16 protein-coding genes and 2 pseudogenes are annotated in these 24,964 nt (G+C 74.0%); 10 read left to right on the top strand and 8 right to left on the bottom strand.

All coding sequences use genetic code 11. The features are described from left to right. Nucleotides 1-9: 9 nt before the first annotated feature. A complete protein-coding gene (gene torT, locus C7M71_RS27115) occupies nucleotides 10-1,212 on the bottom strand; it encodes a TMAO reductase system periplasmic protein TorT (protein WP_162824416.1) in 1,203 nt (400 codons plus the stop codon). 492 nt (nucleotides 1,213-1,704) lie between these two features. Here torT and C7M71_RS30850 point away from each other — a divergent pair, with 492 nt between their 5' ends. Then, nucleotides 1,705-2,298 carry a TetR/AcrR family transcriptional regulator gene (locus tag C7M71_RS30850; protein ID WP_162824414.1) on the top strand — a complete coding sequence of 198 codons (594 nt, stop codon included), beginning with the start codon at nucleotides 1,705-1,707 and terminating at the stop codon, nucleotides 2,296-2,298. A gap of 157 nt (nucleotides 2,299-2,455) precedes the next feature. Here the strand turns inward: C7M71_RS30850 and C7M71_RS27105 are convergent, their stop codons facing one another. After that, nucleotides 2,456-3,958 carry a flavin-containing monooxygenase gene (locus tag C7M71_RS27105; RefSeq protein ID WP_111490025.1) on the bottom strand — a complete coding sequence of 501 codons (1,503 nt, stop codon included), beginning with the start codon at nucleotides 3,956-3,958 and terminating at the stop codon, nucleotides 2,456-2,458. 273 nt (nucleotides 3,959-4,231) lie between these two features. Between C7M71_RS27105 and C7M71_RS27100 the strand changes: the two genes are divergently transcribed. The 3 genes from C7M71_RS27100 to C7M71_RS27090 all read left to right on the top strand — a co-directional run bounded on the left by C7M71_RS27100 (nucleotide 4,232) and on the right by C7M71_RS27090 (nucleotide 8,534). Next, the gene (locus tag C7M71_RS27100; RefSeq protein ID WP_111490024.1) at nucleotides 4,232-6,526 is read left to right on the top strand and encodes a prolyl oligopeptidase family serine peptidase; all 2,295 of its coding nucleotides are present in this window, start codon (nucleotides 4,232-4,234) and stop codon (nucleotides 6,524-6,526) included. A 120-nt stretch (nucleotides 6,527-6,646) separates the two neighbouring features. Next, nucleotides 6,647-7,642: an ABC transporter substrate-binding protein gene (locus tag C7M71_RS27095; RefSeq protein WP_114914603.1), complete on the top strand. Its 996-nt coding sequence runs from the start codon at nucleotides 6,647-6,649 to the stop codon at nucleotides 7,640-7,642. 88 nt (nucleotides 7,643-7,730) lie between these two features. After that, a complete protein-coding gene (locus C7M71_RS27090) occupies nucleotides 7,731-8,534 on the top strand; it encodes an inositol monophosphatase family protein (RefSeq protein ID WP_111493993.1) in 804 nt (267 codons plus the stop codon). A 45-nt stretch (nucleotides 8,535-8,579) separates the two neighbouring features. Here the strand turns inward: C7M71_RS27090 and C7M71_RS27085 are convergent, their stop codons facing one another. From C7M71_RS27085 to C7M71_RS27075, 4 genes are read right to left on the bottom strand one after another with little or no spacing between them, the layout of a single operon-like run. After that, entirely contained in the window at nucleotides 8,580-9,968 is a 1,389-nt protein-coding gene (locus tag C7M71_RS27085) for a lysine N(6)-hydroxylase/L-ornithine N(5)-oxygenase family protein (protein WP_229758946.1), read from the bottom strand. Next, complete coding sequence (locus C7M71_RS32785; protein ID WP_265737680.1) at nucleotides 9,965-10,099, bottom strand: hypothetical protein; 135 nt, start codon at nucleotides 10,097-10,099, stop codon at nucleotides 9,965-9,967. The genes C7M71_RS27085 and C7M71_RS32785 overlap by 4 nt, the downstream gene beginning before the upstream one ends. Continuing rightward, nucleotides 10,096-11,631 (bottom strand): pyridoxal phosphate-dependent decarboxylase family protein, encoded by a 1,536-nt coding sequence (locus tag C7M71_RS27080; RefSeq protein ID WP_229758945.1) that lies wholly within the window; start codon nucleotides 11,629-11,631, stop codon nucleotides 10,096-10,098. Before C7M71_RS27080 ends, C7M71_RS32785 begins: the two co-directional genes overlap by 4 nt. After that, entirely contained in the window at nucleotides 11,628-13,085 is a 1,458-nt protein-coding gene (locus tag C7M71_RS27075; RefSeq protein WP_111493991.1) for a diaminobutyrate--2-oxoglutarate transaminase family protein, read from the bottom strand. The genes C7M71_RS27080 and C7M71_RS27075 overlap by 4 nt, the downstream gene beginning before the upstream one ends. Nucleotides 13,086-13,573: 488 nt before the next feature. Between C7M71_RS27075 and C7M71_RS27070 the strand changes: the two genes are divergently transcribed. From C7M71_RS27070 to C7M71_RS32280, 4 genes and pseudogenes are all read left to right on the top strand, one after another. Continuing rightward, complete coding sequence (locus tag C7M71_RS27070; protein ID WP_114914602.1) at nucleotides 13,574-14,671, top strand: trypsin-like serine peptidase; 1,098 nt, start codon at nucleotides 13,574-13,576, stop codon at nucleotides 14,669-14,671. Between the two features lie 109 nt (nucleotides 14,672-14,780). After that, complete coding sequence (locus C7M71_RS27065; protein WP_111495223.1) at nucleotides 14,781-15,605, top strand: class I SAM-dependent methyltransferase; 825 nt, start codon at nucleotides 14,781-14,783, stop codon at nucleotides 15,603-15,605. A gap of 894 nt (nucleotides 15,606-16,499) precedes the next feature. Next, nucleotides 16,500-16,835, top strand: a pseudogene (locus C7M71_RS32285) (glutamine amidotransferase-related protein); the annotation flags it as partial. A gap of 198 nt (nucleotides 16,836-17,033) precedes the next feature. Further along, nucleotides 17,034-17,641, top strand: a pseudogene (locus C7M71_RS32280) (class I SAM-dependent methyltransferase). A gap of 23 nt (nucleotides 17,642-17,664) precedes the next feature. Here the strand turns inward: C7M71_RS32280 and C7M71_RS27055 are convergent. Then, complete coding sequence (locus C7M71_RS27055; RefSeq protein WP_111492476.1) at nucleotides 17,665-18,387, bottom strand: response regulator; 723 nt, start codon at nucleotides 18,385-18,387, stop codon at nucleotides 17,665-17,667. Between the two features lie 14 nt (nucleotides 18,388-18,401). Beyond that, on the bottom strand, nucleotides 18,402-20,168 hold the full coding sequence (locus tag C7M71_RS27050; RefSeq protein ID WP_111492477.1) for a sensor histidine kinase: 1,767 nt from the start codon (nucleotides 20,166-20,168) through the stop codon (nucleotides 18,402-18,404). A gap of 166 nt (nucleotides 20,169-20,334) precedes the next feature. On the opposite strand from C7M71_RS27050, the gene C7M71_RS27045 reads away from it, so the two are divergent. Next, nucleotides 20,335-21,714, top strand: coding sequence for a cation:dicarboxylate symporter family transporter (locus tag C7M71_RS27045; RefSeq protein WP_175607751.1), 1,380 nt, complete (start codon nucleotides 20,335-20,337; stop codon nucleotides 21,712-21,714). Between the two features lie 340 nt (nucleotides 21,715-22,054). Further along, nucleotides 22,055-24,838, top strand: a complete 2,784-nt coding sequence (locus tag C7M71_RS27040; RefSeq protein ID WP_407675946.1) for a cellulose binding domain-containing protein — start codon at nucleotides 22,055-22,057, stop codon at nucleotides 24,836-24,838. Nucleotides 24,839-24,964 lie beyond the last annotated feature (126 nt).

Genomic DNA, 24,964 nt, shown 5'->3' with positions numbered 1-24,964 from the left:
GTGCCCGCCTCAGTTCACGTTGAAGACAGGGCTGAAGCCGTCGGAGGGGAGGTTCAGCTCCTTCACCAGCTCGCCGAGGTTGTCGGCGTCCGCACCCGCCGCGGGGCCGCAGATGACCTGGGCGTTGGTGCCGATGTACGGACCGCCCACAAAGGGCTTCTTCTCCAGCTTGCGGATCGCCATGTCCATCGCGATCCGGGAGAGGATCAGGTCGTTCCCGGCACTGGCGCAGGTGGCGTCGCCGGACTTGAGCAGCGAGTAGACCTCGGGAGTGAAGTAGTAGGAGGCGGTACGCACCTTGTCGCTCAGGCCCCGCTCCTTCAGCACGCCGTGGGCCGCGTCGGCGGTGGTGGCGCTGCCGAGGATGTAGTCCATCCCGGGATACGCCCCGAGCGCGTTCTCGACCAGGTTGAGCTGGGCGTCCTTGCCGGTGTCGCCGTACTTGGTGCCGAGTACCTTGACATCGCTGCCGGCGGCCTGCTCCTTGAAGCAGGACATCAGCTGCTCCAGCGAGCCGACGCCGGCCGGACCGGGGAACCAGACCCCGTTGACCGGCTTGCCCTGCTCCTTGAGGTGCCTGGCCAGGCTGCCGCCCAGCGTGCAGTAGTCGAACAGGGCGCGTCCCTGGACCTTCTTGCTGGTCACGCCGTTGACTGCGTCGATCACCACGACGCCCTGGTTGACGATCTCCTCGATCTTGGGGTTGAGCGCCTCATTGCTCACCGCGCCGATCAGGACCGCGTTGGCGCCCTGGGCCACGCAGTTGGAGAGCTGGTCGAGCTGCTTGCTCACCTCGGTGTAGCCGCCGGCCTCATAGACCTGGAGGTGGACTCCGGTGCGCCTGGCCTCGGCCACCAGGGCTTCGTCCTGGCCCACCCAGTACGGGTCCTTGACATGCGGCAGCAGCGCGCAGATCGACCACTTGCCCTTGATCTCGGACTTCGGCAGCGGGGTGTAGACCCCGGGCGTGCGCTTGCCGTCGCAGCCGGGGGTCGCGCAGTCGATGACCTGGACGGGAACCGCCCAGTCGGGCGCGGTGGCCGCCCTGCGCAGCGCGTCGGGGGTGTTCTTCGCGGGGTCCGCGGAGAGGCCGTCGACCTCCTGCGGCGCGGCCACCGCCGCGGGGCCGCCCTCGTCCGCCGCCGTCCCCTCCTGCTGCTGGGTGCAGGCGCCGAGCACCAGTGACAGCGCTGCCGTCGCGCTGATCGCCACGGCTCTTCCATGTCTCCGAACACTGACTCGCATTGCTGTGATCCACCTCTTCGTCGAAGGGTCCGGGGCCACCTGGAGAAAGTCGCTCCCCGCAGAACGGGTGTCTTGCATGCACCGGAGGCCCTGACGGCGATCGACCGGGGGCGCGGGGCGCGGAGCATGACGCGCCGACAGCGGTTCCGGGAGCCGGTCACACGGCACATGCGCTCGGGAACCCGGTGGTCTCCCGCCGGTACCGCGACCGATGTGCTCCGGGCTGCCCCGGGAGCTGCTGCCTTGCGCCATGGAGTCAAACATGGTCGACTGTCTTGGTCAAGGGTCCAGGTCGAATGTCCATGTGGCAGTCGGCAGAGCGGCCCGGGAGAGCGGAACACGCCGCCGAACGGACATCTCGAAGTGCTCTGCGCAGCAGGTGAGTTCGGCCCACAATCTGGGGGGATGACGTCCCACCCGGACGCCCCACCCCGACGCCCTGACGAGAAGCGAGGCAGCGTGCGAGTCCCAACAGCTGAACGACGACAGCAGCTCATCGAGGCCGCCGTCGAACTGATGCGGCGCAACGGGGTCGAGGCGGTGACCCTGCGGGCCATCGCCCAGGAGGCCGGTGCACCCCTCGCCACGCTCCACTACTGCTTCCGCGACAAGGACGAGCTGATGCGTGCCGCCGCACAGCACTGGCTCGGCCAGTTCATGCAGGACTCCATCCCGGAACGGCTGCCCCTGGAAGCAGGCCTGAGGGCGACCGTCCGGCGGATCTCCGAGGCGTTCTGGGCCTCGCTCCGGGCCGGTTCGGAGGACTTCCGCGCCCAGATCGAGCTGGTGACCTGGGCGGTGCGCGGCGGGATGCACCCCATGCTCGCCGCGTCGATGTACGCGCACCACGAGGAGAAGCTGGGGGAGGTGTTCGCGGCGGCGCTCGAAGCCGCCGGGGAGCAGTCATCCATCGACCCGGGAATCCTGGCCAGGAGCTATGTCGCCGCCATCGACGGGATCACCTTGCAGTTCGTCGCGGAGCCGGAGAACCCCCGTCTGCCCGAGGTGTTCGACCTCATGATGGAGTCGCTGCTGACGCAGGCCGACGTCTGAGCGGGTAGGCGGCAATCAGCCGGGCAGCCGGCCGACCTCGAAGAACCGGGTCGGCCGGCTGCCCGTGCGGGTGCGCTTCGGCGCAGCGGTCGGCATAGCCGGGGACTGTTGCGACCGGTAACGGCGGCACAGGCGTACAGCACGAGCGGGGGGCGGTTCAGGAGGCTGCGGTGGGGCGGGGGATGAGGTCGTATTCGGCGAGGGTGAGGCGGCGGGTTTCGCGGCGGAAGCGGCTGGGGGTGCCGGGCCAGACGGTGGTGTTGCGTCCGTTGGCGTCCAGGTACCAGCTGGTGCAGCCGCCGGTGGTCCAGACGGTGGAGCGCATCCGGCGCTGCACCCGGTCGTTCCACCGCCGCTGGGCGTCTGCCCTGGCGTTCAGCGCGGTGGCACCGAGGGCCCCGAGCCGGGTGAGGGCGTCGACGATGTAGTTCAGCTGGGACTCGATCATCAGGATCATCGAACTGTTGCCGAGAGCGGTGTTGGGCCCGATGACCAGGAAGAGGTTGGGGAAGCCGTGCACGGTGGTGCCGCGCAGCGCCTCCATGGTGCCGCCCCACTGCTCGGCCAGGGTGCGTCCGGCCGCACCGGTGATCCGCTCGGCGGCGGGCAGGTCGGTGACGTGGAAGCCGGTGGAGAAGACCAGGGCGTCGGCCTCGGTCTCGGTGCCGTCGGCGGCGACCAGGGTGGAGCCGCGTACCTCGGCGAGCCCGGCGGCGACCAGCTCGGTGTTGGGGGCGGCGAGCGCCGGGTAGTAGGTGTTGCTCAGCAGGATGCGCTTGCAGCCGATGCGGTAGTCCGGGGTGAGCCTGGCCCGCAGCTCGGGGTCGGCGATGGCGCGGCGCAGGTGGTACCTGGCCAGTACCTGGACGGCGCCCAGCAGGCGGGGATGGTGGACGAAGGCGTCGACCTGCATTTCGCGGAGCCCGAAGAGGACGGCGCGGCGCAGCGTGGCGGCGGTCGGCAGGGTGCGGTGCAGCCAGTGCTCGGCTGCGGAGATCTCCCGGTCGGCGCGGGGCAGTACCCAGGCGGGGGTGCGCTGGAAGACGGTGAGCCGCCGCACCTGCGGCTGGATGGCGGGGACGATCTGGATGGCGGAGGCGCCGGTGCCGACCAGGGCGACGCGCTTGCCGGTGAGGTCGTAGTCGTGGTCCCAGCGCGAGGAGTGGAAGACCCGGCCGGGGAAGGTGTCCAGGCCCTTGACGGCGGGGATGCGGGGCTCGGAGAGCGGGCCGGTGGCGGCGACGACGGCGTCGGCGGTCCAGTCGCCGGCGGTGGTGGCCAGCTGCCACCGGGCGGTGTCGGCGTCCCAGCGGGCGGCGCTGACCTCGGTGTTGAAGCGCAGGTGGGGGCGGAGGCCGAAGGTGTCGGTGACGTGTTCCAGGTAGGCGCGGATCTGCGGCTGCCCGGAGAAGCTGCGCGGCCACCGGGGGTTGGGCGCGAAGGAGAAGGAGTACAGGTGGGAGGGGACGTCGCAGGCGCAGCCCGGGTAGGTGTTGTCCCGCCAGGTGCCGCCCACCGAGGCGGCGCGTTCCAGGATCACGAAGTCGGTGATCCCGGCGCGGCGCAGCCGCACCCCGGCGCCGAGGCCGCCGAAGCCGGAGCCGATGACGGCGACGCGGACGTGGCGGGTGGCCGTGTCGGGTGCTGGAGTGGATGCCATGGGGTCTCCTCCGGGAGGGTTCCAGGGATCGTGCCAGTGGTCGCCGGTGTCATCCGGGAGCGTAGGGCGTGGGACGGGCGCTGTGGCCCCTGGTGGAGAACGAGGCGGCGGCTCACGGGGGTACGGGCGGGCGGGATGGGCCGGGTGCGCAGGAGCGCGTGGAGGCGACCGGGTTCACCCTGCGCTGCTGCGGACACACCCTGGGCGGTATCACCGAGCCGCCGGAGGGTGCGGGAGCTGACCGGGGGCCGGTGATCGCCTACGCTGCCGGACATGGTCACCCAGCCTGCCCACGAACCGCCGCCCGGAGCCGCCCGCCGCTACCCGCCCGCGCCGCGCGCCGCCGTGGTCGAGGAGTTGTTCGGCCACCGGGTCGAGGACCCCTACCGCTGGCTGGAGGACCCGGAGAGCGAGCCGACCCGGCAGTGGTCCGCCGCGCAGGACGCCCTGCTGGACGAAGCCCGGGAGCGCTGGCCCGGCCGCGACCGCCTGGCGGCCCGGCTCACCGAACTCAACGCGGTCGGCCAGGAGAACAGCCCGTACTGGTACGGCGGGCGGCGCTTCCACACCCGGCGCACCCCCGGCCAGGAGCACGCCGTGCTGCTCACGGTGGACCCGGCCGAGGACGGCGGGGCGGCCCCGCGCGACGCCGCCGAACGGGTGCTGATCGACCCGGTGGCGCTGGACCCCGCCGGGCTCACCACGCTTGACGCCTGGTCACCGTCGCACGAGGGCCGCCTGCTGGCGTACCAGCTCTCGGAGGGCGGCACCGAGGAGTCCGCGCTGCGGGTCATGGACACCGCCACCGGCGAGACGGTGGACGGCCCGATCGACCGCACCCGCTACTCCCCCGTCGCCTGGCTGCCCGGCGGCGATGCCTTCTACTATGTGCGCCGGCTCGCCCCGGAGCTGGTCCCCGACGGCGAGGAGCAGTACCACCGGCGGGTCTACCTGCACCGGGTCGGCACCGACCCGGCCGAGGACGCCGAGGTCTTCGGCGCCGGGCTGCCCGCCACCACCTACTACGGCGTACGGGTCAGCCGCGACGGCCGCTGGCTGACCGTCACCGCCTCGGCCGGTACCGCCCCGCGCAGCGACCTGTACCTCGCCGATCTACACGCCGCCGATCTACACGCCGCCGATCTGCACGCCGCCGATCTGCACGCCGCCCCGCCGGAGCGGCCCCCGCTGCGCCCGCTGCGTACCGGCCGGGACGACCAGACCTCCCTGGGCGTCGGCGAGGACGGCCGGGCCTATGTCTTCACCGACGCCGATGCCCCGCGCGGCCGGGTGCTGGTGGGCGACCCGGCGGCGCTGTACACGGCGGCGACCGGCCCGGACGGCGTACCGCCCGAGGAGTGGCGGCGGCTGCTGGCGGAGCTGGTGCCGCAGGACCCGGAGGCGGTGCTGGAGGACCTGGCCGTGCTGTACGGCGACGGGAGCGACCCCGGCTGGCGCCCGCGACTGCTGCTCTGCCGCAGTCGGCACGCGGTCTCCGAGGTGGCCGTGCACGACCTGGCCACCGGGGAGCTGCTGCACACCGTCGAGCTGCCGGGGCTGGGCAGCGTCGGCGGCTTCTCCTGCTCGGACCCCCGGGTGCCCGGTGGCGGCTTCGAGGCGTGGTTCCGCTATGGCGACCACACCGCGCCGGAGCGGGTGCTGCGCTATGACGGCCGCACCGGTGAGGTGACGCCGTGGGCCGAGGCGCCGGGCCGGGTCGAGCTGCCCCCGGTGACGGTACGTCAGGTGACCTACCGCTCCTCGGACTCCACCGAGGTCCGGATGTTCCTGATCGCCCGCTCCGACCTGCCGCCGGGGCCGCGCCCCACCGTGCTCTACGGCTACGGCGGCTTCCAGGTGTCGCTGACCCCCGGCTTCTCCCCCGGTGTGCTGGCCTGGGTCGAGGCGGGCGGGGTGTACGCCATCGCCAATCTGCGCGGCGGGCTGGAGGAGGGCGAGGAGTGGCACCGCGCCGGGATGCTGGACCGCAAGCAGAACGTCTTCGACGACTTCCACGCCGCCGCGCGGTGGCTGCTGGAGAACGGCGTCACCGAGCCCGGCCGACTCGGCATCTCCGGCGGCTCCAACGGCGGCCTGCTGGTCGGCGCCGCCGTCACCCAGCGCCCCGACCTCTACGCGGCGGCGGTCTGCTCGGCGCCGCTGCTGGACATGGTGCGCTATGAGCGCTTCGGCCTCGGCCGCACCTGGAACGAGGAGTACGGCACCGCCGACGACCCGGTCCAACTGGGCTGGCTGCTGGCCTACTCGCCGTACCACCGGGTGCGCGCGGGGACGGCCTACCCGGCGGTGCTCTTCACCGTCTTCGACCAGGACACCCGGGTCGACCCGCTGCACGCCCGCAAGCTCTGCGCGGCCCTCCAGTGGGCGACCACCGCCGACCCCGACGAGCGGCCGGTGCTGCTGCGCCGGGAGAAGGACGTCGGCCACGGCGCCCGGTCGGTCACCCGCACGGTCGGGCTCTCCACCGACACCACCTGCTTCCTCGCCGCCCGGCTGGGCCTGGACCTCACTGCCGGGCCCTCCGCAGGCTCAGGCGGGACACCCTGAGCGGCTCGGGATTCGGGAAAGGGCCTGCGACGAGGGAGCACCCCGGACTAGGTTAGGTTTACCTAAGCACAGTCGGCCCGCCGGCCCGTCCGCCGGCCGTTACCCGGGGAGCACCACACCATGTCCCGCGCCCTTCTGCGCCCGGCCGCCGCCGTCGCGCTCGCCCTGGCCACCGCCCTGACCGCCGCCGCCTGCGGCTCCGACGGCGGGGCCGCCACCGGCGGAGCCGACGAGACCGGCGGGGCCCGGCCTTCGGCGAGCACCGCCGACGGCACCCATCCGGTGAAGCACTTCCGGGGCGAGACCGCGGTGCCGGACCACCCCCAGCGGGTGGTGGTGCTGGACACCGACGCGCTGGACTCCGCCGTGACCCTGGGCGTCACCCCGGTCGGCGCCACCACGGTGGCGGCCGGTGCGCCGCTCCCCGACTACCTGCCTGCGGACAAGGTCAAGGGCATCACCGCCGTCGGCACCATCGGCGAACCCAATCTGGAGGCCATCGCCGCCCTCAAGCCGGACCTGATCCTCAGCAGCCAGGTCCGCGACGAGAAGCGCTACGACGAACTGTCGAAGATCGCCCCCACCGTCTTCACCGAGACCACCGGCCCGGTCTGGAAGCAGAACTTCGACCTGCACGCCGAGGCCCTCGGCAGGCAGGCCGAGGCCCGGCAGGTCGAGGCGGCGTACCGGAACCGCATACAGGACCTGGTCGGCAGGCTGGGCGGCGCGGCCAAGGTCAAGGCGACCACGGTGGAGATGGCCCGCTTCGTGGAGGGCGCTCCGACCCGGCTCTACCTCAATGACACCTTTGTCGGATCGATCTTCAAGGACCTGGGCGTGGGCCGACCGGCCAACCAGGACAAGGACGGCTTCTCCCTCGAGATCAGCCCGGAGCAGGTCGACCAGGCGGACGCCGACGTCATCTTCTGGTCCACCTACGGCGACGCCGTGAAGAGCAACCAGAAGAAGATCACCGAGAGCCCGCTCTGGAGGAACCTCACCGCCGTCCGGGAGAAGCGCGCCTACCCGGTGGACGACAACCTCTGGATGCTCGGCATCGGCTACACCGGCGCCGGGAGGATCCTCGACGAGATCCAGCGGGACCTGCTCGGCTGATCCGCTCGGCTGAACCGCTCCGCCCGTCCCTGGCCCGGCGCCGCGATCAGCGGCGTGGGAGAGTTGGGGCAAGTGAGAGGAGCGGTGCGTGGTGCTCGACAAGGTGGCGGAGATCCTCGCCGAGACGGCGGCGGAGGTGATCGAGCCGCGATTCCGGGCGCTGGCGACCGGTGAGGTGGTGGAGAAGGCACCGGGCGACCTGGTCACCGTGGCCGACCGGGAGGCGGAGCTGATCATCGCCGAGCGGCTGCGCGGACTGCTCCCGGTGCCGGTGGTGGGCGAGGAGGCGGTCTCCGCCGACCCCGCGCTGGTGGAGGCGGTCCGCACCGAGCCCGCCGTCTGGCTGGTGGACCCGCTGGACGGCACCGGCAACTTCGTGGCCGGCAAGGGCGACTACGCGGTGATGGCGGCGCTGATCCGGGACGGGGAGACGGTCGCCGGGTGGATCTGGCAGCCGGTCTCCGGGAACGGCTACGCCGCCGAGCGCGGCGGGGGCGCCTGGCTCAACGGCGAGCGGCTGCGGCGCGTCCCGGCGGCGGGCGGTCCGGCGACCTGGCGGGGGGCGGTGCTCAGCCGCTTCCTGGAGCCGGGCATGCGCTCCACCGTGGAGGCCGGGGGCCGCGCCTTCGGCACGGTGACCCCGGGCAGCCGGGCGGCGGGGGTGGAGTACCCGCGCATCGCGACGGGCGAGCAGGAGTTCACCCTCTTCTGGCGCACCCTGCCCTGGGACCACGCGCCCGGTTCGCTGCTGGTCACCGAGGCCGGCGGGGTCTCCGCCCGGCTGGACGGCGTCCCGTACCAGCCGGGGCGGCAGGTGGACGGGCTGCTGGTGGCGGCGGACGAGGAGTGCTGGCACCAGGTACGCGAGCAGTTGCTCGGCCCCATACGCTGACCGCCGCCGCCGGGCCCGGGACGCCGGGCCCGCTCGGCGGCCCGCTCAGTAGCTGCGGGAGGCGGTCGGGACCGTCCGGTCGGCCGGAGCGGCGGCAGCCGGGGCGCCGAAGGTGGTCCAGGCGGCGCGGGCGGGCAGTGGCAGCACGGTACGGCCGGAGACCGCGTTGAGGATGGTCGCGGCCCGCCAGGCGCCCAGCGTGAGGTCGGGGGCGCCGACGCCATGGGTGTGCATCTCGGCGTTCTGTACGAAGAGCGTGCCGGTGACGCGCGGGTCCAGGGCGACGCGGTAGTCGCCGTCCACCCGGTAGCGGCCCCGGTCGTCCCAGTCCACCAGGTCGGCGACCGGCTCCAGGAAGGCCGGGCGGACGGCGGTGTACCCGGTGGCCAGCACGATCCGGTCGGTGCGCAGCGTGAAGTCGGCGCCCTGCTCGGTGTGACGGCAGGTGAGCAGATAGCCGTCGCCGTCCCGCCGCGCCCCGCTGATCGCGGTGGCCGGGTGCAGGGCGGCGCGCGGTTCGCCGCCGCCGATGGTGCGCTCGTACAGCTCGTCCTGGATCTCGCCCAGGGTCTCGCCGCTGACGCCCTTGTAGAGCTGCCACTGCTGCCGCACCAGCCGGTCGCGGACGGCCTCGGGCAGCCGCCGGAAGTAGCGGATGTAGTCGGGGGTGAAGTGCTCCAGGCCGATCTTGGAGTACTCCATCGGCGCAAAGGCGGCGGAGCGGGCCAGCCAGCGCACATACGGGCCGCCGTGCCCCTCGCCGTCCTGACGGCGCAGCAGGTCCAGCAGCACCTCGGCCCCCGACTGGCCGGCGCCGACCACAGTCACATCGCCCGCCCCGGCGAGGGTGTCGCGGTGTGCGCGGTAGTCGGCGCTGTGCAGCACCCGGCCGGGTTCCAGCAGCCCGCGCAGCGGCTCGGGCACCACCGGCCGCGTACCCACGCCCAGCACCACCTGGCGGGCCAGCACCCGGCGCGGACCGGCCGCGCCGCCGTGGGTGACGGCGAACGCGCCTGCGGCGTCGTCCCACTCCAGGGCGGTGACGGGGGCGTCGAAGCGGCAGGACGGCAACTGCTCGGCCACCCAGCGGCAGTAGTGGTCGTACTCGCGGCGCGGGATGTGGAACCGCTCGGCGAAGAAGAACGGGAAGAGCCGGTCGTGGGCGCGCAGATAGTTGAGGAACGACCAGCGGCTGGTCGGGTCGGCCATGGTGACCAGGTCGGCGAGGAACGGCACCTGGAGGGTGGTGCCCTCCAGCAGCAGGCCGGGGTGCCAGGAGAAGGCGGGTTTGGCGTCCAGGAAGCGGGCGTTCAGGCCGGGCACCGCGTCGGCCAGGGCGGCCAGCGCCAGGTTGAAGGGGCCGATGCCGATGCCGAGCAGGTCGTACACGGTCTCGTCCGCAGCGGAGCTGGGGGTGGGGTGGGGCACGGTCACCGGGGTACCTCCGCGAGCGGGTGGGGCGCGAACGGGTCGGGCGCGAACGGGTCGGGCGTCAACGGGTCGGGCGCGAATGGGTCGGGCGCGAGCGGGGCGGGCGGGCCGCCGGGGGCGCCGGCACCCGTCATGCCTCGGCCTCCTCGGCCTGGCCGGCGGCGGCGACGGCGTGCAGCAGCCGTTCGACGTCGGCGGGGGTGGTGTGCGGGTTGAGCAGGGTGAGCTTGAGCCGTATCCGGCCGGGCCCCTGGCCGGGCAGCTCGGTGCGGCCGACGACGGCCCGCCCCTCGCGCAGCAGGCGGCGCCGCAGGGCCGCGTTGACGGTGTCGCGGGCGGCGGGGTCGCGCAGCTCGGGCCGCTGCGGAAGGTAGTGGAAGACCGCCGTGGTGAGGACCGGCGCGGTGTGCAGCTCCAGCAGCGGGTGGGCGTCGACGGTGGCGGCGGCGTGGTGGGCCAGGGCGTGGCAGGCGTCCACGAGTCGGCCCAGCCCCGCGCGGCCCAGGGTGCGCAGCGTCACCGCGATCTTGAACGCGTCGGGGCGGCGGGTGGTGCGCAGCGAGAGCCCCAGCAGGCTGGGGTAGCCGGCCTCCTCGTCGTCGGCGGGGTTGAGGTAGACCGCCCGGCGGGCCAGCGGCGCGTAGCTCTCGGCGTGCCGGGCCAGGAAGACTCCGGCGGCGGCGGGCTGCCAGCCGAGCTTGTGCCAGTCCAGGGAGACGGAGTCGGCGCGGGAGACGCCGTCGAGTAGCGGGGCGAGCCGGTCGGAGAGCAGCGCGCCGCCCCCGTAGGCGGCGTCCACATGCAGCCAGGCGCCGTGTTCTGCGGCGAGGTCGGCGGCGCGGTGCAGTGGGTCGACGGCTCCGGTGTCGGTGGTGCCTGCGGTGGCGACGATCGCGACCGGGGTCTCACCGGCGGCGGTGCAGCGGTGCAGGGCGGCGGCGAGTGCGTCGGCGTCCATCCGCAGGTCGCGGTCGACGGGCACGGTGACCACGGCCTGCTCGCCGAGGCCGAGCAGGGCGGCGGCGCGCTGGACGGAGAAGTGGGCGGCGGCGGAGGCGAAGATCCGGGGGACGGGACCGGACGGCAGTCCATGGAGTTCGGTGGGGCGTCCGGCGGCCCGGGTGAGGGCGCAGTCGCGGGCGAGCATCAGCCCCATCAGGTTGGACTCGGTGCCGCCGGAGGTGAGCACGCCGGTGGCGGTGTCGGGGTCGTAGCCGACCAGGTCCGCCAGGTCGCGGATGAGCAGCGTCTCCAGGGCGGTGGCGGCGGGCGCCTGGTCCCAGGAGTCCTGGGAGGGGTTGAGGGCGCTCGCGGCGAGGTCGGCGGCGACGGCGAGGGAGAGTGGCGGGCAGTGCAGATGGGCGGCGCAGAAGGGGTCGGCGGGGTCGGTGCTGCCCTGGGCCAGCAGTGCGGTGAGCCGGTGCAGTGGCTCGGCGTCTGCGCCCGGCTCTCCGGTGCCCGCTGAGGTGTCGAGGTCGGCCAGGGTCTGGGCGACCAGGTCGGCGAGTTCCTTGGGGGTGCCGACGGGCAGCGGGCCGCCGCGCCGGGCGGCGCCCTCGGCCAGCGCGTCGAGCACGGTCTCCAGCAGCGGCCGCAGGGCGCGTGGCCCTTCGGCGCCGCCGGAGAGGGCGGTCATACGGGCGGGCGGGTGCAGCGGGCCGTTCATGCGCGCCCCTGCCCGGCCGTGGCGGCGGTGCCCGATGCGGTGCCCGCCGGGGTGCTCGCGGCGGCGGCGATGGCGTCGGTGAGGCGGTCCAGGACGGCGTCGGCCTGCTCGTCGCTGATGGTGAGCGGCGGCAGCAGCCGGACGACGGTGTCATGGCGCCCGCCGAGTTCCACGATCAGTCCGCGTTCCAGGCAGCCGGCCCGCACCCGGACGGCCAGCTCGGGGGCGGGCGGCAGGGCGCCGCAGGCGTCGGGCTCGCCCGCCGGGTCGACCAGTTCCACCCCGATCATCAGCCCGCGCCCCCGGACGTCGCCGATCACCGGCAGTTCGGTACGGAGCGCCGTCAGCCGGGAGGTGATCCGGGCGCCGACCGCTGCGGCCCGCTCGGCCAGCCCCTCGGCGGCCACAAAGCGCAGGGTGGCGGCACCGGCCGCCATGGCCAGGGTGTTGCCACGGAAGGTGCCGGTGTGGGCGCCGGGCAGCCAGCCGTCGTAGTCGTCCCGGTAGACGACCACGGCCAGCGGCAGCGAGCCTCCGATGGCCTTGGAAAGCACCATGGCGTCGGGCACGATGCCGCTGTGCTGCACGGCCCACATGGCGCCGGTGCGCCCCACGCCGGTCTGCACCTCGTCCACGATCAGCGGGATGGAGCGTTCGGCGGTGATGCGGCGCATCTCGCGCAGCCAGCCGTCGGGGGCCGGTACGGCGCCGCCCTCGCCCTGCACGGCCTCCACGATCATCGCGGCGGGGGCGACGACACCGCCGGAGGGGTCGTCCAGCAGCCGCTCGGTGTAGACGGCGGAGAGTTCGGCGCCGCGTTCGCCGCCGACCCCGAACGGGCAGCGGTAGGGGTACGGGTAGGGCAGCCGGGTGACCTCGCCGGCGGTCGGCAGCGGCTCCTTGACGGCGACATTGCCGGTGGCGGCCAGCGCCCCGGCGGTCATGCCGTGGTAGGCCCCGGTGAACGCGAGCACGCCGCGCCGGCCGGTGGCGGTCTGCATCAGCTTCAGCGCGGCCTCGACCGCGTCGGTGCCGGCCGGGCCGCAGAAGTGGATCCGGGCCCGGTCGGCGAATCCGGTCGGGAGGGTGTCGAAGAGGGCGTTGGTGAAGTCGTCCTTCTCGGCGGTGGCCAGGTCGAGGATGTGCAGCGGGGCGCCGCTGTCCAGGGTGCGCCGGAGGGCTTCCAGGACCACGGGGTGGTTGTGGCCGAGGGCGAGGGTGCCCGCACCGGAGAGGCAGTCGAGATAGCGGCGGCCGTCCGCGCCCTCGACGGTCATCCCGTGGGCCCGTACCGGCACGATGGGGAAGGACCGGGCGTAGGTGCGGGCCGAGGACTCCCGGGAGCGCTGGCGGCGGAGGACGGCGTCCCCGTCCCCGGCGGGGCGCGGGGCGGCGGCGCGGCCCGAGGGCACGGGTGCTGCCTGGTCGAGTGGGCTGCCGACGGCGAGTGTCATGGAGCGGCTCCGGGTGTGGTCCGGGCGGGCAGGGCTGGGCGCGCGTCGCGGCACACAGAGGCGCCGCCGATTAGGTAAGGCTTGCCTTACCAAGCCGTCCCAACCTAGCGCCGCGCCGCCCGACGGGTCCAATCATCACCCGACCGGAGGGGCGCCTTACGCCGCGCGACGGAGCGTCATACGCGGTGTGCGCCGCCCAGTCTGACGGCACGCCAGGCGTGACGGATCACCGGCACCCTGTCCAACGCGCCCACGGGGTGCGGGGGTACGGGCCGGACACCGCCCGCGCGCCGGGGCGGCGGCGCCTCCACGGAGTGCGACCACGCATTCACTCGTTCGGCCCGGCGTGCGCGCATGCGGCGGTCGGGCGTCCCTATCGTGGCGACACGTGTCCGACCCACGGCGACGGGCCCGCTCCGCGCGGGCCGCCCCGGCTCGATGCCCACTGCCCCTCGACGCCGCTCCACGCGGCATGGAGGAGGAGACCAGTGCACGACCAGCCACCACCGCCTCGGCGGGTACGCCTCCGCCTGCCGCTGGCCGCAGCCGTCCTGCTGGCGGCGTTCCTCACCCCGCAGGCGGGCGCCGCCGACCAGTCCGCGGGCGGCGGCGCCGACTACCGGCCGACAGCCGCTGCCGCCGGTCCCGCCGCCACGCCCGCCCAGGCCGCGCGGATCCACCGGTACTGGACCGAAGCACGCCTCCACCGGGCCAGACCCGCTCCCCTCCCGCACCCCCGGGGCAGGCAGCACCCCACGCCGAGGCCGCGCCCCGAGGCGGCCCTCCCGGCCAGGACCATCCCCGGCAGCGCCCCTCGGCGGGCGCAGCCGGACACCGCCGCCCCGAGCAGGACGGCGGTGGTCTCCGCCGCCCGCCGCTGGGGAGGCCAGGGGCTGATGCCGGCCCGGACCATCGGCCAGCTGTTCTTCACCACCCCGGCGGGCGACTTCCGCTGCACCGCCAGTGTGATCAACAGCGTCAACCGCAACATGGTGTGGACCTCCGGCCACTGCGTCCACCCCGGCGGGGGCGGCCCGGGCGCCTACTACCGCAACTTCGTCTTCGTGCCCGACGCCGACAACGGCCTGGCGCCGCACGGCCCCTGGCTCTTCAGGTACGCCGCCACCACCAGGGCCTGGCAGCAGTACGGCGACTGGCACTACGACCTGGCGGCCATCGCGTTCCACCCGCAGCCCGTCCACGGCAACCTCGCCGACTACCTGGGCGCCCAGGGCGCACGGTTCGGGAGCGGCCAGGACCACCGCGACGTGGTCAACTTCGGCTTCCCGGCGGACGGTTACCGGCGCACCGACTTCGACGGCGGGGACCTCTGGTACTGCGAAGGCCCCACCTCGGCGGTCGGCGCCACCGGCACCGGCATGGTGATGCGGTGCGACATGGGCCATGGAAGCAGCGGCGGCCCCTGGATCGACGACCTGCGGCTCGACCGGGGGTGGGGCTACATCGTCGGCACCAACAGCCGACGCGACGTGGACGCCGACGGCAACTGGTCCGACGACCTGATCTACTCCGCCTACCACGGCAACGCCGCCATGAACGTCTACACCGAGGTGTCGGCGCACTGACGCGGTCCCGGCCCAGCCTGCCAGCCCTACCGCTGCCACCGCCAACCGGTTTCCCGGCGCCGCGATAAGCGGTTGCCGGGCGGCTCGGGTCTCCGCGAGGGTGCCGGGCATGACCTCATCGACACCCGAAACCCCCGCCCCTGTCCGCGAAGAGATCATCGCCCACTACGCCCAGGGCAGGGAGGACGGGCGGCTGCGCGGCGGCGCCGGGCGGCTGGAGTTCTGGCGCACCCAGGACCTGCTGCGCCGACTGCTGCCGCCCGCCCCGGCCCGGATCCTGGACATCGGCGGCGGCAGCGGGGTGCACGCCGCCTGGCTGGCCCAGGACGGCTACGAGGTGGAACTGGTCGACCCGGTACCGCTCCATGTCACGCAGGCCGGGAAGCTGCCCGGCGTCACCGCGCGGCACGGCGACGCCCGCGCCCTGCCGGACGCCGACGGCTCGGCCGACGCGGTGCTGCTGCTGGGGCCGCTGTACCACCTGACGGAGCGGGCCGACCGGGTACGGGCACTGGCCGAGGCCCGCCGGGTCGTCCGGCCGGGCGGGCCGGTGGTGACGGCCACCATCAACCGCTGGTCCGGGCTGCACGACCTGCTCAACCTGGGCGCCCTCTTCGACGAGGACATCCGCGCCCGGATGCACGCCTGCGTCGAGGACGGCCGCAACCGCCCCACCGGCCGCGCCCCGCTGTTCACCACCGCCTACTTCCACCGGCCCGAGGAGGTCCCTGCCGAGTTCGCCGATGCGGGGCTGGAACCGGCGGGGCAGTACGGCGTGGAGGGCGCCGTCTGGCTGATGGGCGGTGTGGTGGGCTGGCTGGACGACCCGGCCCAGCGCGCCGTCGCCCTCGCCGCCGCCCGCCGCACCGAGTCCGAACCGTCCCTGCTCGGCATCAGCAGCCACCTCCTCACCCTCGGCCACGCCCCAGCCTGACCCCGGCCCCGCCGGCCTCGCACCGACCGGTCCGCCCCCGGGCCGCCGGTTTCGTGCAGGCCCAACCGCCCCCACCCACGCCCCCGGCTGCCCGAGCAAACCGCCCAACCCCGGGCCGCCGATCCCGTACAGACCCACCCGCCGCGCACCCACGCCCCCCGGCCGCCCAAGCAAACCGCCCAACCCCGAGCCACCGATCCCGTACAGACCCACCCGCCGCGCACCCTCGCACGCCGGGCCGCCCGAGCAAACCGCCCAACCCCGGGCCGCCGGTCTCGCACAAACCCCACCCGACACCCCCCGCGCACCCCCGGCCACCCCGACCGACCAAGCGGACCACCCGACACCGGGCCGCCGGTCTCGCACCCAACCCACCCAGCACCGCCCTCCCACTACCGCGCACCCCCCGGCAGACCGAGCAAACCGCCCAACCCGAGCCGCCGATCCCGTACAGCCCCCACCCGACACCCCACACCACCCCCGGCCACCCCGACCGACCAAGCCGACCACCCGACACCGGGCCGCCGGTTTCGCACCCAACCCACCCAGCACCGCCCTCCCACTACCGCGCACCCCTGGCAGACCCAGCAAACCGCCCGACCCCGAGCCGCCGGTCCCGTACAGCCCCCACCCGACACCCCACACCACCCCCCCACCCGCCGGAGCGGACCGCCCGACCACCGGGCGGCCTCGTACGATGCGGGGGCGAGCGGACAGAGCGTGGGAGGAGTGCCGGTGACGGCGGTGCTGGTGGTCGAGCATGGGGCGGGCGAGGGCCCGTACGCGGTGGGGGACGCGCTGCGGCGGGCCGGGCTGGAGCTGCGGCACTGCCGCACCCATCTGGGCGAGCCGGTGCCGGACGGGCTGCCGAGCGGGGTGGCCGCCCTGGTGGTGATGGGCGGGCCGCAGGACGCCTGGAGCGACCAGGGCTTCCCCTCCCGCCGGGCCGAGCTGGACCTGCTGCGGTCCGCACTCGCCGCCGAGTTGCCCGTCCTCGGCCTCTGCCTGGGCGCCCAACTGCTGGCGGAGGCCGCCGGAGGCGCGGCCTTCCGGGGCGCGGCGGGTCCCGAGATCGGCTGGGAGCCGGTCCGGCTGACCCGTGCGGCGGCGGCCGACCCGCTGCTCGCCGGGTCGGAGCGGACCGGGTTCCAGGTGCTCCAGTGGCACAGCGACACCGTGGACCCGCCGGACGGCGCGGTGCTGCTGGCGACCGGGGAGCGCTACCCGGTGCAGGCGTTCCGGGTGGGCGGTTCCGCGTGGGGGTTCCAGTTCCATCTGGAGGCCGAGCGGGAGACCGTCGAGGCGTTTGCTGCGGGCGCCCCCGAGGAGGCGCGCGCCCACGGCGGGGACGCCATACTGGCCGCCGCGCCCGAGCGGGTGGCGGCGCTGGCCCCATGGCGGGACGGGGTGCTGGACCGGTTCGCCGCCCTGGTGGCCGCCCGCGCCGACCACACCCGCACCCGGGCCTTCTTCACCTCCCGCGCCGCCGACTGGGAGCTGCGCTTCCCCGACGACGGCCCCGCTATGAAGCGGCCGTCGCCGCACTGGGGCTGACGGCCGGTCAGGCGGTGTTGGACGCGGGCTGCGGCACCGGCCGCGCACTGCCCGCGCTGCGTGCCGCCGTGGGCGGTGCGGGTACGGTGCTGGGCGCCGACCTGACGCCCGCGATGCTGCGGACCGCCGCCGCCAAGGGCCGTACCGACTCGGCCGCGCTGCTGGTCGCCGACTGCGCGCGGCTGCCGCTGCCCGACCGGGCCCTGGACGCCGTCTTCGCCGCCGGATTGGTCTCCCATCTGCCCGACCCGGCGGCGGCCCTGGCCGAACTGGCCCGGGTGACCCGCCCCGGCGGCCGACTGGCGCTGTTCCACCCGGTGGGCCGCGCCGCGCTCGCGGCCCGCCACGGCCGCCCGCTCACCCCGGACGACCTGCGCGCCGAACCGCACCTCCGGCCACTGCTGGCCGCCACCGGCTGGGACCTGGTCCGCTACACCGACGAGGACGACCGCTACCTCGCCCTGGCCGTCCGCGACCGCTGAGACACCGGCCCCACGGGCCGGGCTCAGCCGCCGCCCCGGTCGGCGGTCCGCCAGCGGTAGCAGAGCTCGGGGCGGCCGACCTGGCCGTACTGCGGCTCGCGCACGGCGAGGCCCGCGCCGACCAGGTGTTCCAGATAGCGGCGGGCGGTGATCCGGGAGACGCCCACCTCGGCGGCGACCGCAGTGGCGGAGAGGCCGCCGCCGGTCCGCCGCAGGGTGGCGGTGACGGCGTCGAGGGTGGGGGCGCTGAGCCCCTTGGGAAGGTCGCTCCGCTCGGGGGTGCGCAGCACCGCGAAGGCGTGGTCGACCTCGGCCTGGCCGGTGGCCTCGCCGGCCCGGCCGAGGGTGTCGCGGAAGCGGCGGTACCGCTCCAGGCGGTCGTGGAGCGCGGCGCCGCTGAAGGGCTTCAGCAGGTACTGGACCACCCCGGCGGAGACGGCCTGCCGCACCATGCCCAGGTCGCGGGCGGAGGTGACGGCGATGACGTCGGCGGTGTGCCCGGCGGCGCGCAGGGCGCGGCAGAGCTGGAGGCCGTGGCCGTCGGGCAGGTAGAGGTCGAGCAGCACCAGGTCGACGGGGGTGTCCTGGGCCCGGCGGCGTTCCAGGAAGTGCCGGGCGGCGGCTGCGGTGTGGACGGTGCCGACCGGCCGGAAGCCGGGAGCGCGCCGCACATAGAGGGTGTGCGCGGCGGCGGCCACCGGGTCGTCCTCGACGACCAGGACGTCGATGCGGGGTCTGCCGGACATGGTTCCTCCGGTCGTCATGGCGCGGCGGTTCGCTCGGCGAGGTGCGGGTGCGGGTGCGCGCGCGGGTGCGGGTGCCGGGCCAGGGGCAGCCGGACGGTGAAGACCGCACCGCCCTCCCCGCCGCCCTCCCCGCCGACCTCCCCGCCGACCTCGACGGTGCCGCCGTTGCGCCGCGCTGCCTGGGCGACCAGCGCGAGCCCCAGCCCCCGCCCGCCGGCGTCACCGCCGGGGGTGCCGGGGGCGCCGTCGCGGTGCTTGGTGGACCAGCCCCGGTGGAAGACCTGACGGGCGGTCTGCGGGTCGAGGCCGGGGCCGGTGTCGGCGACCCGGAGCAGCAGTTCGCCGCCCTCGGTGCGGGCGGTGACGGTGACGGTGGGCGGGCCGGGGTGGTGGGCGGCGCCCTCGATGGCGGCGTCCACGGCGTTGTCGATCAGGTTGCCGAGGAGGGTGACCAGGTCGCGGGCGGGCAGGTCGGCGGGGAGTACCCGGTCGTCGAGGCGGCTCTCCTCGGTGAGGGTGAGGTCGACGCCGCGTTCGGCGGCCTGGGCGGCCTTGCCGAGCAGCAGGGCGGCGAGTACCGGTTCGGAGACGGCGCCGACGACGCGGTCGGTGAGCTCCTGGGCGAGGGCGAGTTCGGCGGTGGCGAAGTCGACGGCTTCGCGGGTGCGGTCGAGTTCGATCAGCGAGACCATGGCGTGCAGCCGGTTGGCGGCCTCATGGGCCTGGGAGCGCAGCGACTCGGCGAAGCCGCGTACCGAGTCGAGTTCGCCGGTGAGGGCCTGGAGTTCGGTGTGGTCGCGGAAGGTGACCACGGTGCCGAGGCCATGGTGGTGGTGGCCGTGGTGGCCGCCGCCGATGGCGGAGGTGTTGACCACCACGACCCGCTCGGCGGTCAGGTGGACCTCGTCGCGGCGGGGCGGGGTGGCGAGCAGGGCTTCGGTGAGCGGCCGGGGAAGGCCGAGCCGGTCTACGGGGAGCCCTTCGGCGTCGTCGGGGAGGGCGAGCAGGGTGCGGGCGGCGTCGTTGCAGAGGGCCACCCGGTGGTCGCGGTCGAGCAGCAGCAGGCCCTCCCGGACGGCGTGCAGCGTGGCCTGGTGGTACTCGTACAGCCGGCCGAGTTCGGCGGCGCCCATGCCGTGGGTGTGGCGGCGCAGCCGGGCGTTGGCGAGGTAGCTGGCGAGGCCGCCGAGGGTGAGGGCGGCGCCGGCGGCGCCGACCATGGCGAGCAGCAGCGGGCGCAGCCGGGCGCTGATGGACTCCACCGTGATGCCCGCGCTGACCAGGCCGACCACCCGGCCCTGCGGGTCGCGGATCGGGGTGACCACGCGTACCGAGGGGCCGAGGGTGCCGGTGTAGGTCTCATTGACGGTGCCGCCGGCCAGGGCGCCCTCGATGTGGCCGAGGAACGGTCTGCCGATCTGGGCCGGGTCGGGGTGGGTCCAGCGGATGCCGTGGGTGTCCATGATGGTGATGAAGTCGACGCCGGTGTGCAGTCTCACCCGGTCGGCGTAGGGCTGGAGGGCGGCGGAGGGGTCGGGGCCGCGGGCTGCGTCCAGTACCGAGGGCGCGTCGGCGACGGCGACGGCCGCTGCGGTGGCCTGGTGGCGGGCGGCCTCCTCGGCGCGGCGGGTGGCGCTGAGCCAGGCGAGGACGGCGCCGGCCGCGACCACGGCGGCGACGATGACGATCTGCACCGCGAAGAGCTGCCCCGCCAGGCTGCGGTGACGGCCGCGCAGCAGGGTGCGGCAGCGCTGCCGCAGACGGGCGGGGTGTGCGGTCATGCCCCACAGTCTGCCCCGCGTCGGCGGCGGGTCCATCCCTCAGGGGCGGCTCCCTTGTGAACGTTATGAACGCAACCGTGGACCGCCTCGCCGCCGCCTCCATGATCGGAGCGATCCGCCCCGGATCAGCCGTTGATCCGGGTCTCCTGGGCCGAAGGAGCCGCTCATGATGTCCGCCGCCCCCGAGGCGGGCCCGGTGCCGGGCCGCCGCCGGGACAGAACCCACTACCTCTATCTGGCGGTGATCGCCGCCGTGGTGGCCGGTGTGCTGCTGGGCCTGACCGCTCCCGGGACCGCCGTGGAGCTCAAGCCGCTGGGTACGGGCTTTGTCAATCTGATCAAGATGATGATCAGTCCGGTGATCTTCTGCACCATCGTGCTCGGCGTCGGCTCGGTGCGGAAGGCCGCAAAGGTCGGCGCCGTCGGCGGCCTGGCCATCGGCTACTTCATGGTCATGTCGACGGTCGCGCTGGCCATCGGCCTGCTGGTCGGGAACCTGATCGAGCCCGGCTCAGGGCTGCATCTCACGGAGGCACTGAGCAAGGCCGGGCACGCCCAGGCGAGCGGCGGCGCGGAGTCCACCACCGACTTCCTGCTGGGCATCATCCCGACCTCGCTGGTCTCCGCCCTCACGGCGGGCGAGGTGCTCCAGACCCTGGTGGTGGCGCTGCTGGTGGGGTTCGCGCTCCAGGCCCTCGGCCCGGCGGGCGAGCCGGTGCTGCGCGGGGTGAAGCACCTGGAGCGGCTGGTCTTCCGCATCATGCAGATGATCATGTGGGCGGCGCCGGTCGGCGCGTTCGGCGCCATGGCGGCGGTGGTCGGGGCGACCGGCCTGGACGCGCTCAAGAGCCTGGCCATGATCATGCTCGGCTTCTACGCCACCTGCCTGCTCTTTGTGGTGCTGGTGCTGGGTACGCTGCTGCGCCTGGTCACCGGGATCGGCATCTTCGCGCTGCTGCGCTACCTGGGCCGCGAGTTCCTGCTGATCCTCTCCACCTCGTCCTCGGAGAGCGCACTGCCGCGCCTGATCGCCAAGATGGAGCACCTGGGGGTGAGCCGCCCGGTGGTCGGCATCACCGTGCCGACCGGCTACTCCTTCAACCTGGACGGCACCGCGATCTACCTCACCATGGCGTCGCTCTTCATCGCGGAGGCGATGGACCGCCCGCTCTCCCTCGGCCAGCAGATCTCCCTGCTGCTCTTCATGGTGATCGCCTCCAAGGGCGCGGCGGGCGTCACCGGCGCCGGGATGGCCACCCTGGCCGGCGGCCTCCAGTCGCACCGGCCGGAACTGGTGGACGGCGTCGGGCTGATCGTCGGCATCGACCGCTTCATGTCGGAGGCCCGCGCGCTCACCAACTTCGCCGGCAACGCGGTGGCGACCGTGCTGATCGGCCACTGGACCAAGGAACTCGACCGCGAGCAGGCCCGGGCCGTCCTCTCCGGCCGGCTGCCCTTCGACGAGGCGACCGCCGTCGACGGGCACCACCCGGCGCCCGAGGAGGCGGCCGTCCCGGCCTCGGCCGGCACTCCCGCCGCAGTCTGACCCGCACCGTGGCCCCCCTCCCCGCGCCCCCGGCGGGGAGGGGGGCACGGTCAGAATGGCCGGGGTAGGCCACGCCACGAGAGCGCAGGTCTCTTCTGCTGCCGTGGCCCGCCCAGTAGCGTCACCTGAGCAGTGGCGCCCCCGCATCGAGCGCCGCAACCGGCACAGCTGTGCGACCGGGTACCGGACAGCCCGGTTTCCCCACCACGCCCGCGCATCCCGCTGGGTGCGGCGAGCCAGTGGACGCCGCGGACGTATCGGCCGCGCACCTCCTCCACCCCCCGGAGGAGTTGCCCGGCTCCCCCGCAGCGCGGGCCCGATACGTTTGGAGTCCGTATCCATGTCGAAACGCGTCAGGGCGGCTGTCGTCGCCATGGCGGCGGCCACCGGAATGAGCCTGACCTGGCTCTCCGGCGCCGGGGCGAACGCCTCCGCCGCGCCTGCGGCGTCCGTCGCCGACTCGTACAGCTGGAAGAACGCACGGATCGACGGGGGCGGCTTCGTCCCCGGCATCGTCTTCAACCAGAGTGAGAAGGGCCTGGTCTACGCCCGGACCGACATCGGCGGCGCCTACCGCCAGGACCCGACCACCAAGAAGTGGATCCCGCTGCTGGACTCGGTCGGCTGGGACGACTGGAACCTCACCGGGGTCGCCAGCCTCGCCACCGACCCGGTGGACACCAGCCGGGTCTATGTCGCCGCCGGCAACTACACCAACAGCTGGGACCCCAACAACGGGGCCATCCTGCGCTCCACCGACAAGGGCGCCACCTGGAAGCGCACCACCCTGCCGTTCAAGATCGGCGGCAATATGCCCGGCCGAGGCCAGGGCGAGCGGCTGGCGATCGACCCCAACAAGGACAGCGTGCTGTACTTCGGGGCCCCCAGCGGCAAGGGGCTGTGGCGCTCCACCGACTACGGCGCCACCTGGGCGCAGGTCGCTTCCTTCCCCAACCCGGGGAACTACAAGGCCGACCCCAACGACACCACCGGCTACCAGAACGACAACCAGGGCGTGCTCTGGGTCACCTTCGACAAGCGGACCGGCAGCAGCGGCAGCGCCACCCAGACCATCTACGTCGGCGTCGCCGACAAGCAGAACAACGTCTACCGCTCCACCGACGGCGGCGCGACCTGGTCCCGGGTGGCCGGCCAGCCCACCGGGTTCCTGCCGCACAAGGGCGTCCTCGACACGGTCAACGGCTACCTCTACATCGCCACCAGCGACACCGGCGGCCCGTACGACGGGTCCGAGGGCGATGTGTGGAAGTACGCCACCGCCACCGGCACCTGGACCCGCATCAGCCCCATGCCGTCCGACGACTCCAACGGGGACGACTACTTCGGGTACAGCGGCCTGACCATCGACCGGCAGCACCCCAACACCCTGATGGTGACCGGCTACAGCTCCTGGTGGCCGGACACCCAGATCTTCCGCTCCACCAACGGCGGCGCCAGCTGGAAGAAGATCTGGGACTTCGGCAGCTACCCCAACCGCGTCGACCAGTACACGATGGACGTCTCCTCCTCGCCCTGGCTGACCTTCGGCGGCAACCCGTCGCCGCCCGAGGAGACGCCCAAGTTGGGCTGGATGACCGAGGGGCTGGAGATCGACCCGTTCGACTCCAACCGGATGATGTACGGCACCGGCGCCACCATCTATGGCTCCGCCGACCTGACCAAGTGGGACTCCGGCAGCAAGATCACCATCAAGCCGATGGTGGAGGGCCTGGAGGAGACCGCGGTCAACGACCTGATCAGCCCGCCCAGCGGCGCCCCGCTGCTGAGCGCGCTCGGCGACATCGGCGGGTTCCGGCACACCGACCTGACCAAGGTCCCGCCGATGATGTACACCTCGCCGGGCTTCACCACCACGACCAGCATCGACTTCGCGGAGTCCAACCCGCTCCAGGTGGTCCGGGTCGGCGATGTGGACAGCGGCTCCACCTCCAAGCGGATCGCCTTCTCCAACGACAACGGCGCCAACTGGTACCAGGGCAGCAATGAGCCGTCCGGCACCACCGGCGGCGGCAATGTCGCGGTCGCCTCGGACGGCAGCCGGGTGGTGTGGAGCCCGGGCGGCGGCGCGGTCTCCGCATCGGCCTTCGGCGGCTCCTCCTGGACCGCCTCCAAGGGCGTGGCCCAGGGCGCCCGGGTCGCCTCCGACCGGGTGAACCCCAAGAAGTTCTACGCCTTCTCGGCCGGCACCTTCTCCACCAGCACCGACGGCGGAGCGACCTTCACCGCCAGCGCGGCGACCGGGCTGCCCGCCACCGGCAGCGTCCGCCTCAAGGCGGTGCCCGGCACGGAGGGCGACGTCTGGCTGGCCGGCGGCACCACGGGCTCCACCTACGGCCTGTGGCACTCCACCGACTCCGGCGCCCACTTCAGCAAGGTCGCCGGCGTGGACGAGGCCGACACCATCGGCTTCGGCAAGGCCGCCCCGGGCCGCAGCTACCCGGCCCTGTACTCCAGCGCCAAGATCGGCGGGGTGCGCGGCATCTACCGCTCGGACGACGCGGGCGCCAGTTGGGTCCGCATCAACGACGACCAGCACCAGTGGGGCTGGACCGGCGCCGCGATCACGGGTGACCCCCGGGTGTACGGGCGGGTGTACGTCTCCACCAACGGACGCGGCGTCATCTACGGCGACACCACGACGACGCCGCCGACCACCACACCTCCGACCACTCCGCCGACCACACCGCCCACCACTCCCCCCACGACGCCGCCGACCAAGCCCCCGACGACGCCGCCCACCACGCCTCCGACCACACCTCCCACCACTCCGCCGACCGGTGGAAGCTGCGAGGTGACCTACGGGATCAGCAACCAGTGGAACGACGGCTTCCAGGCCGATGTGACCCTGAAGAACACCGGCACCACCGCGATCGACGGCTGGACGGTCAAGTGGTCCTTCGCCAACGGCCAGAAGGTCACCCAGGCGTGGAACGGCACCGCGACCCAGAGCGGCGCAGCGGTGACCGTCACCGACGCCGGGTGGAACAAGACGCTGGCAGCCGGGGGCGGCACCACCTCCTTCGGCTTCAACGGCAGCTGGACCGGCAGCAACGCCAAGCCCACCGCCTTCACCCTCAACGGCGCCTCCTGCACCGTGAAGTGAAGAGACCGTGAGCTGAACCGGCCGTGAGCTGAACCGGCCGTGAGCCGCGCCGGGGCGGCGCCCGTCTTGCCGACGGGCGGCGCCCCGGTGACCATGGTGCCGCCGCTCCGTACACGGAGCGGCGGC

Origin of the sequence: Peterkaempfera bronchialis, from assembly GCF_003258605.2 — a bacterium.
GTDB classification, from domain to species: Bacteria; Actinomycetota; Actinomycetes; order Streptomycetales; family Streptomycetaceae; genus Peterkaempfera; species Peterkaempfera bronchialis.
The sequence above is the reverse complement of the archived record's forward strand: the minus strand, read 5'-3'. Positions and strand labels throughout refer to the sequence as shown.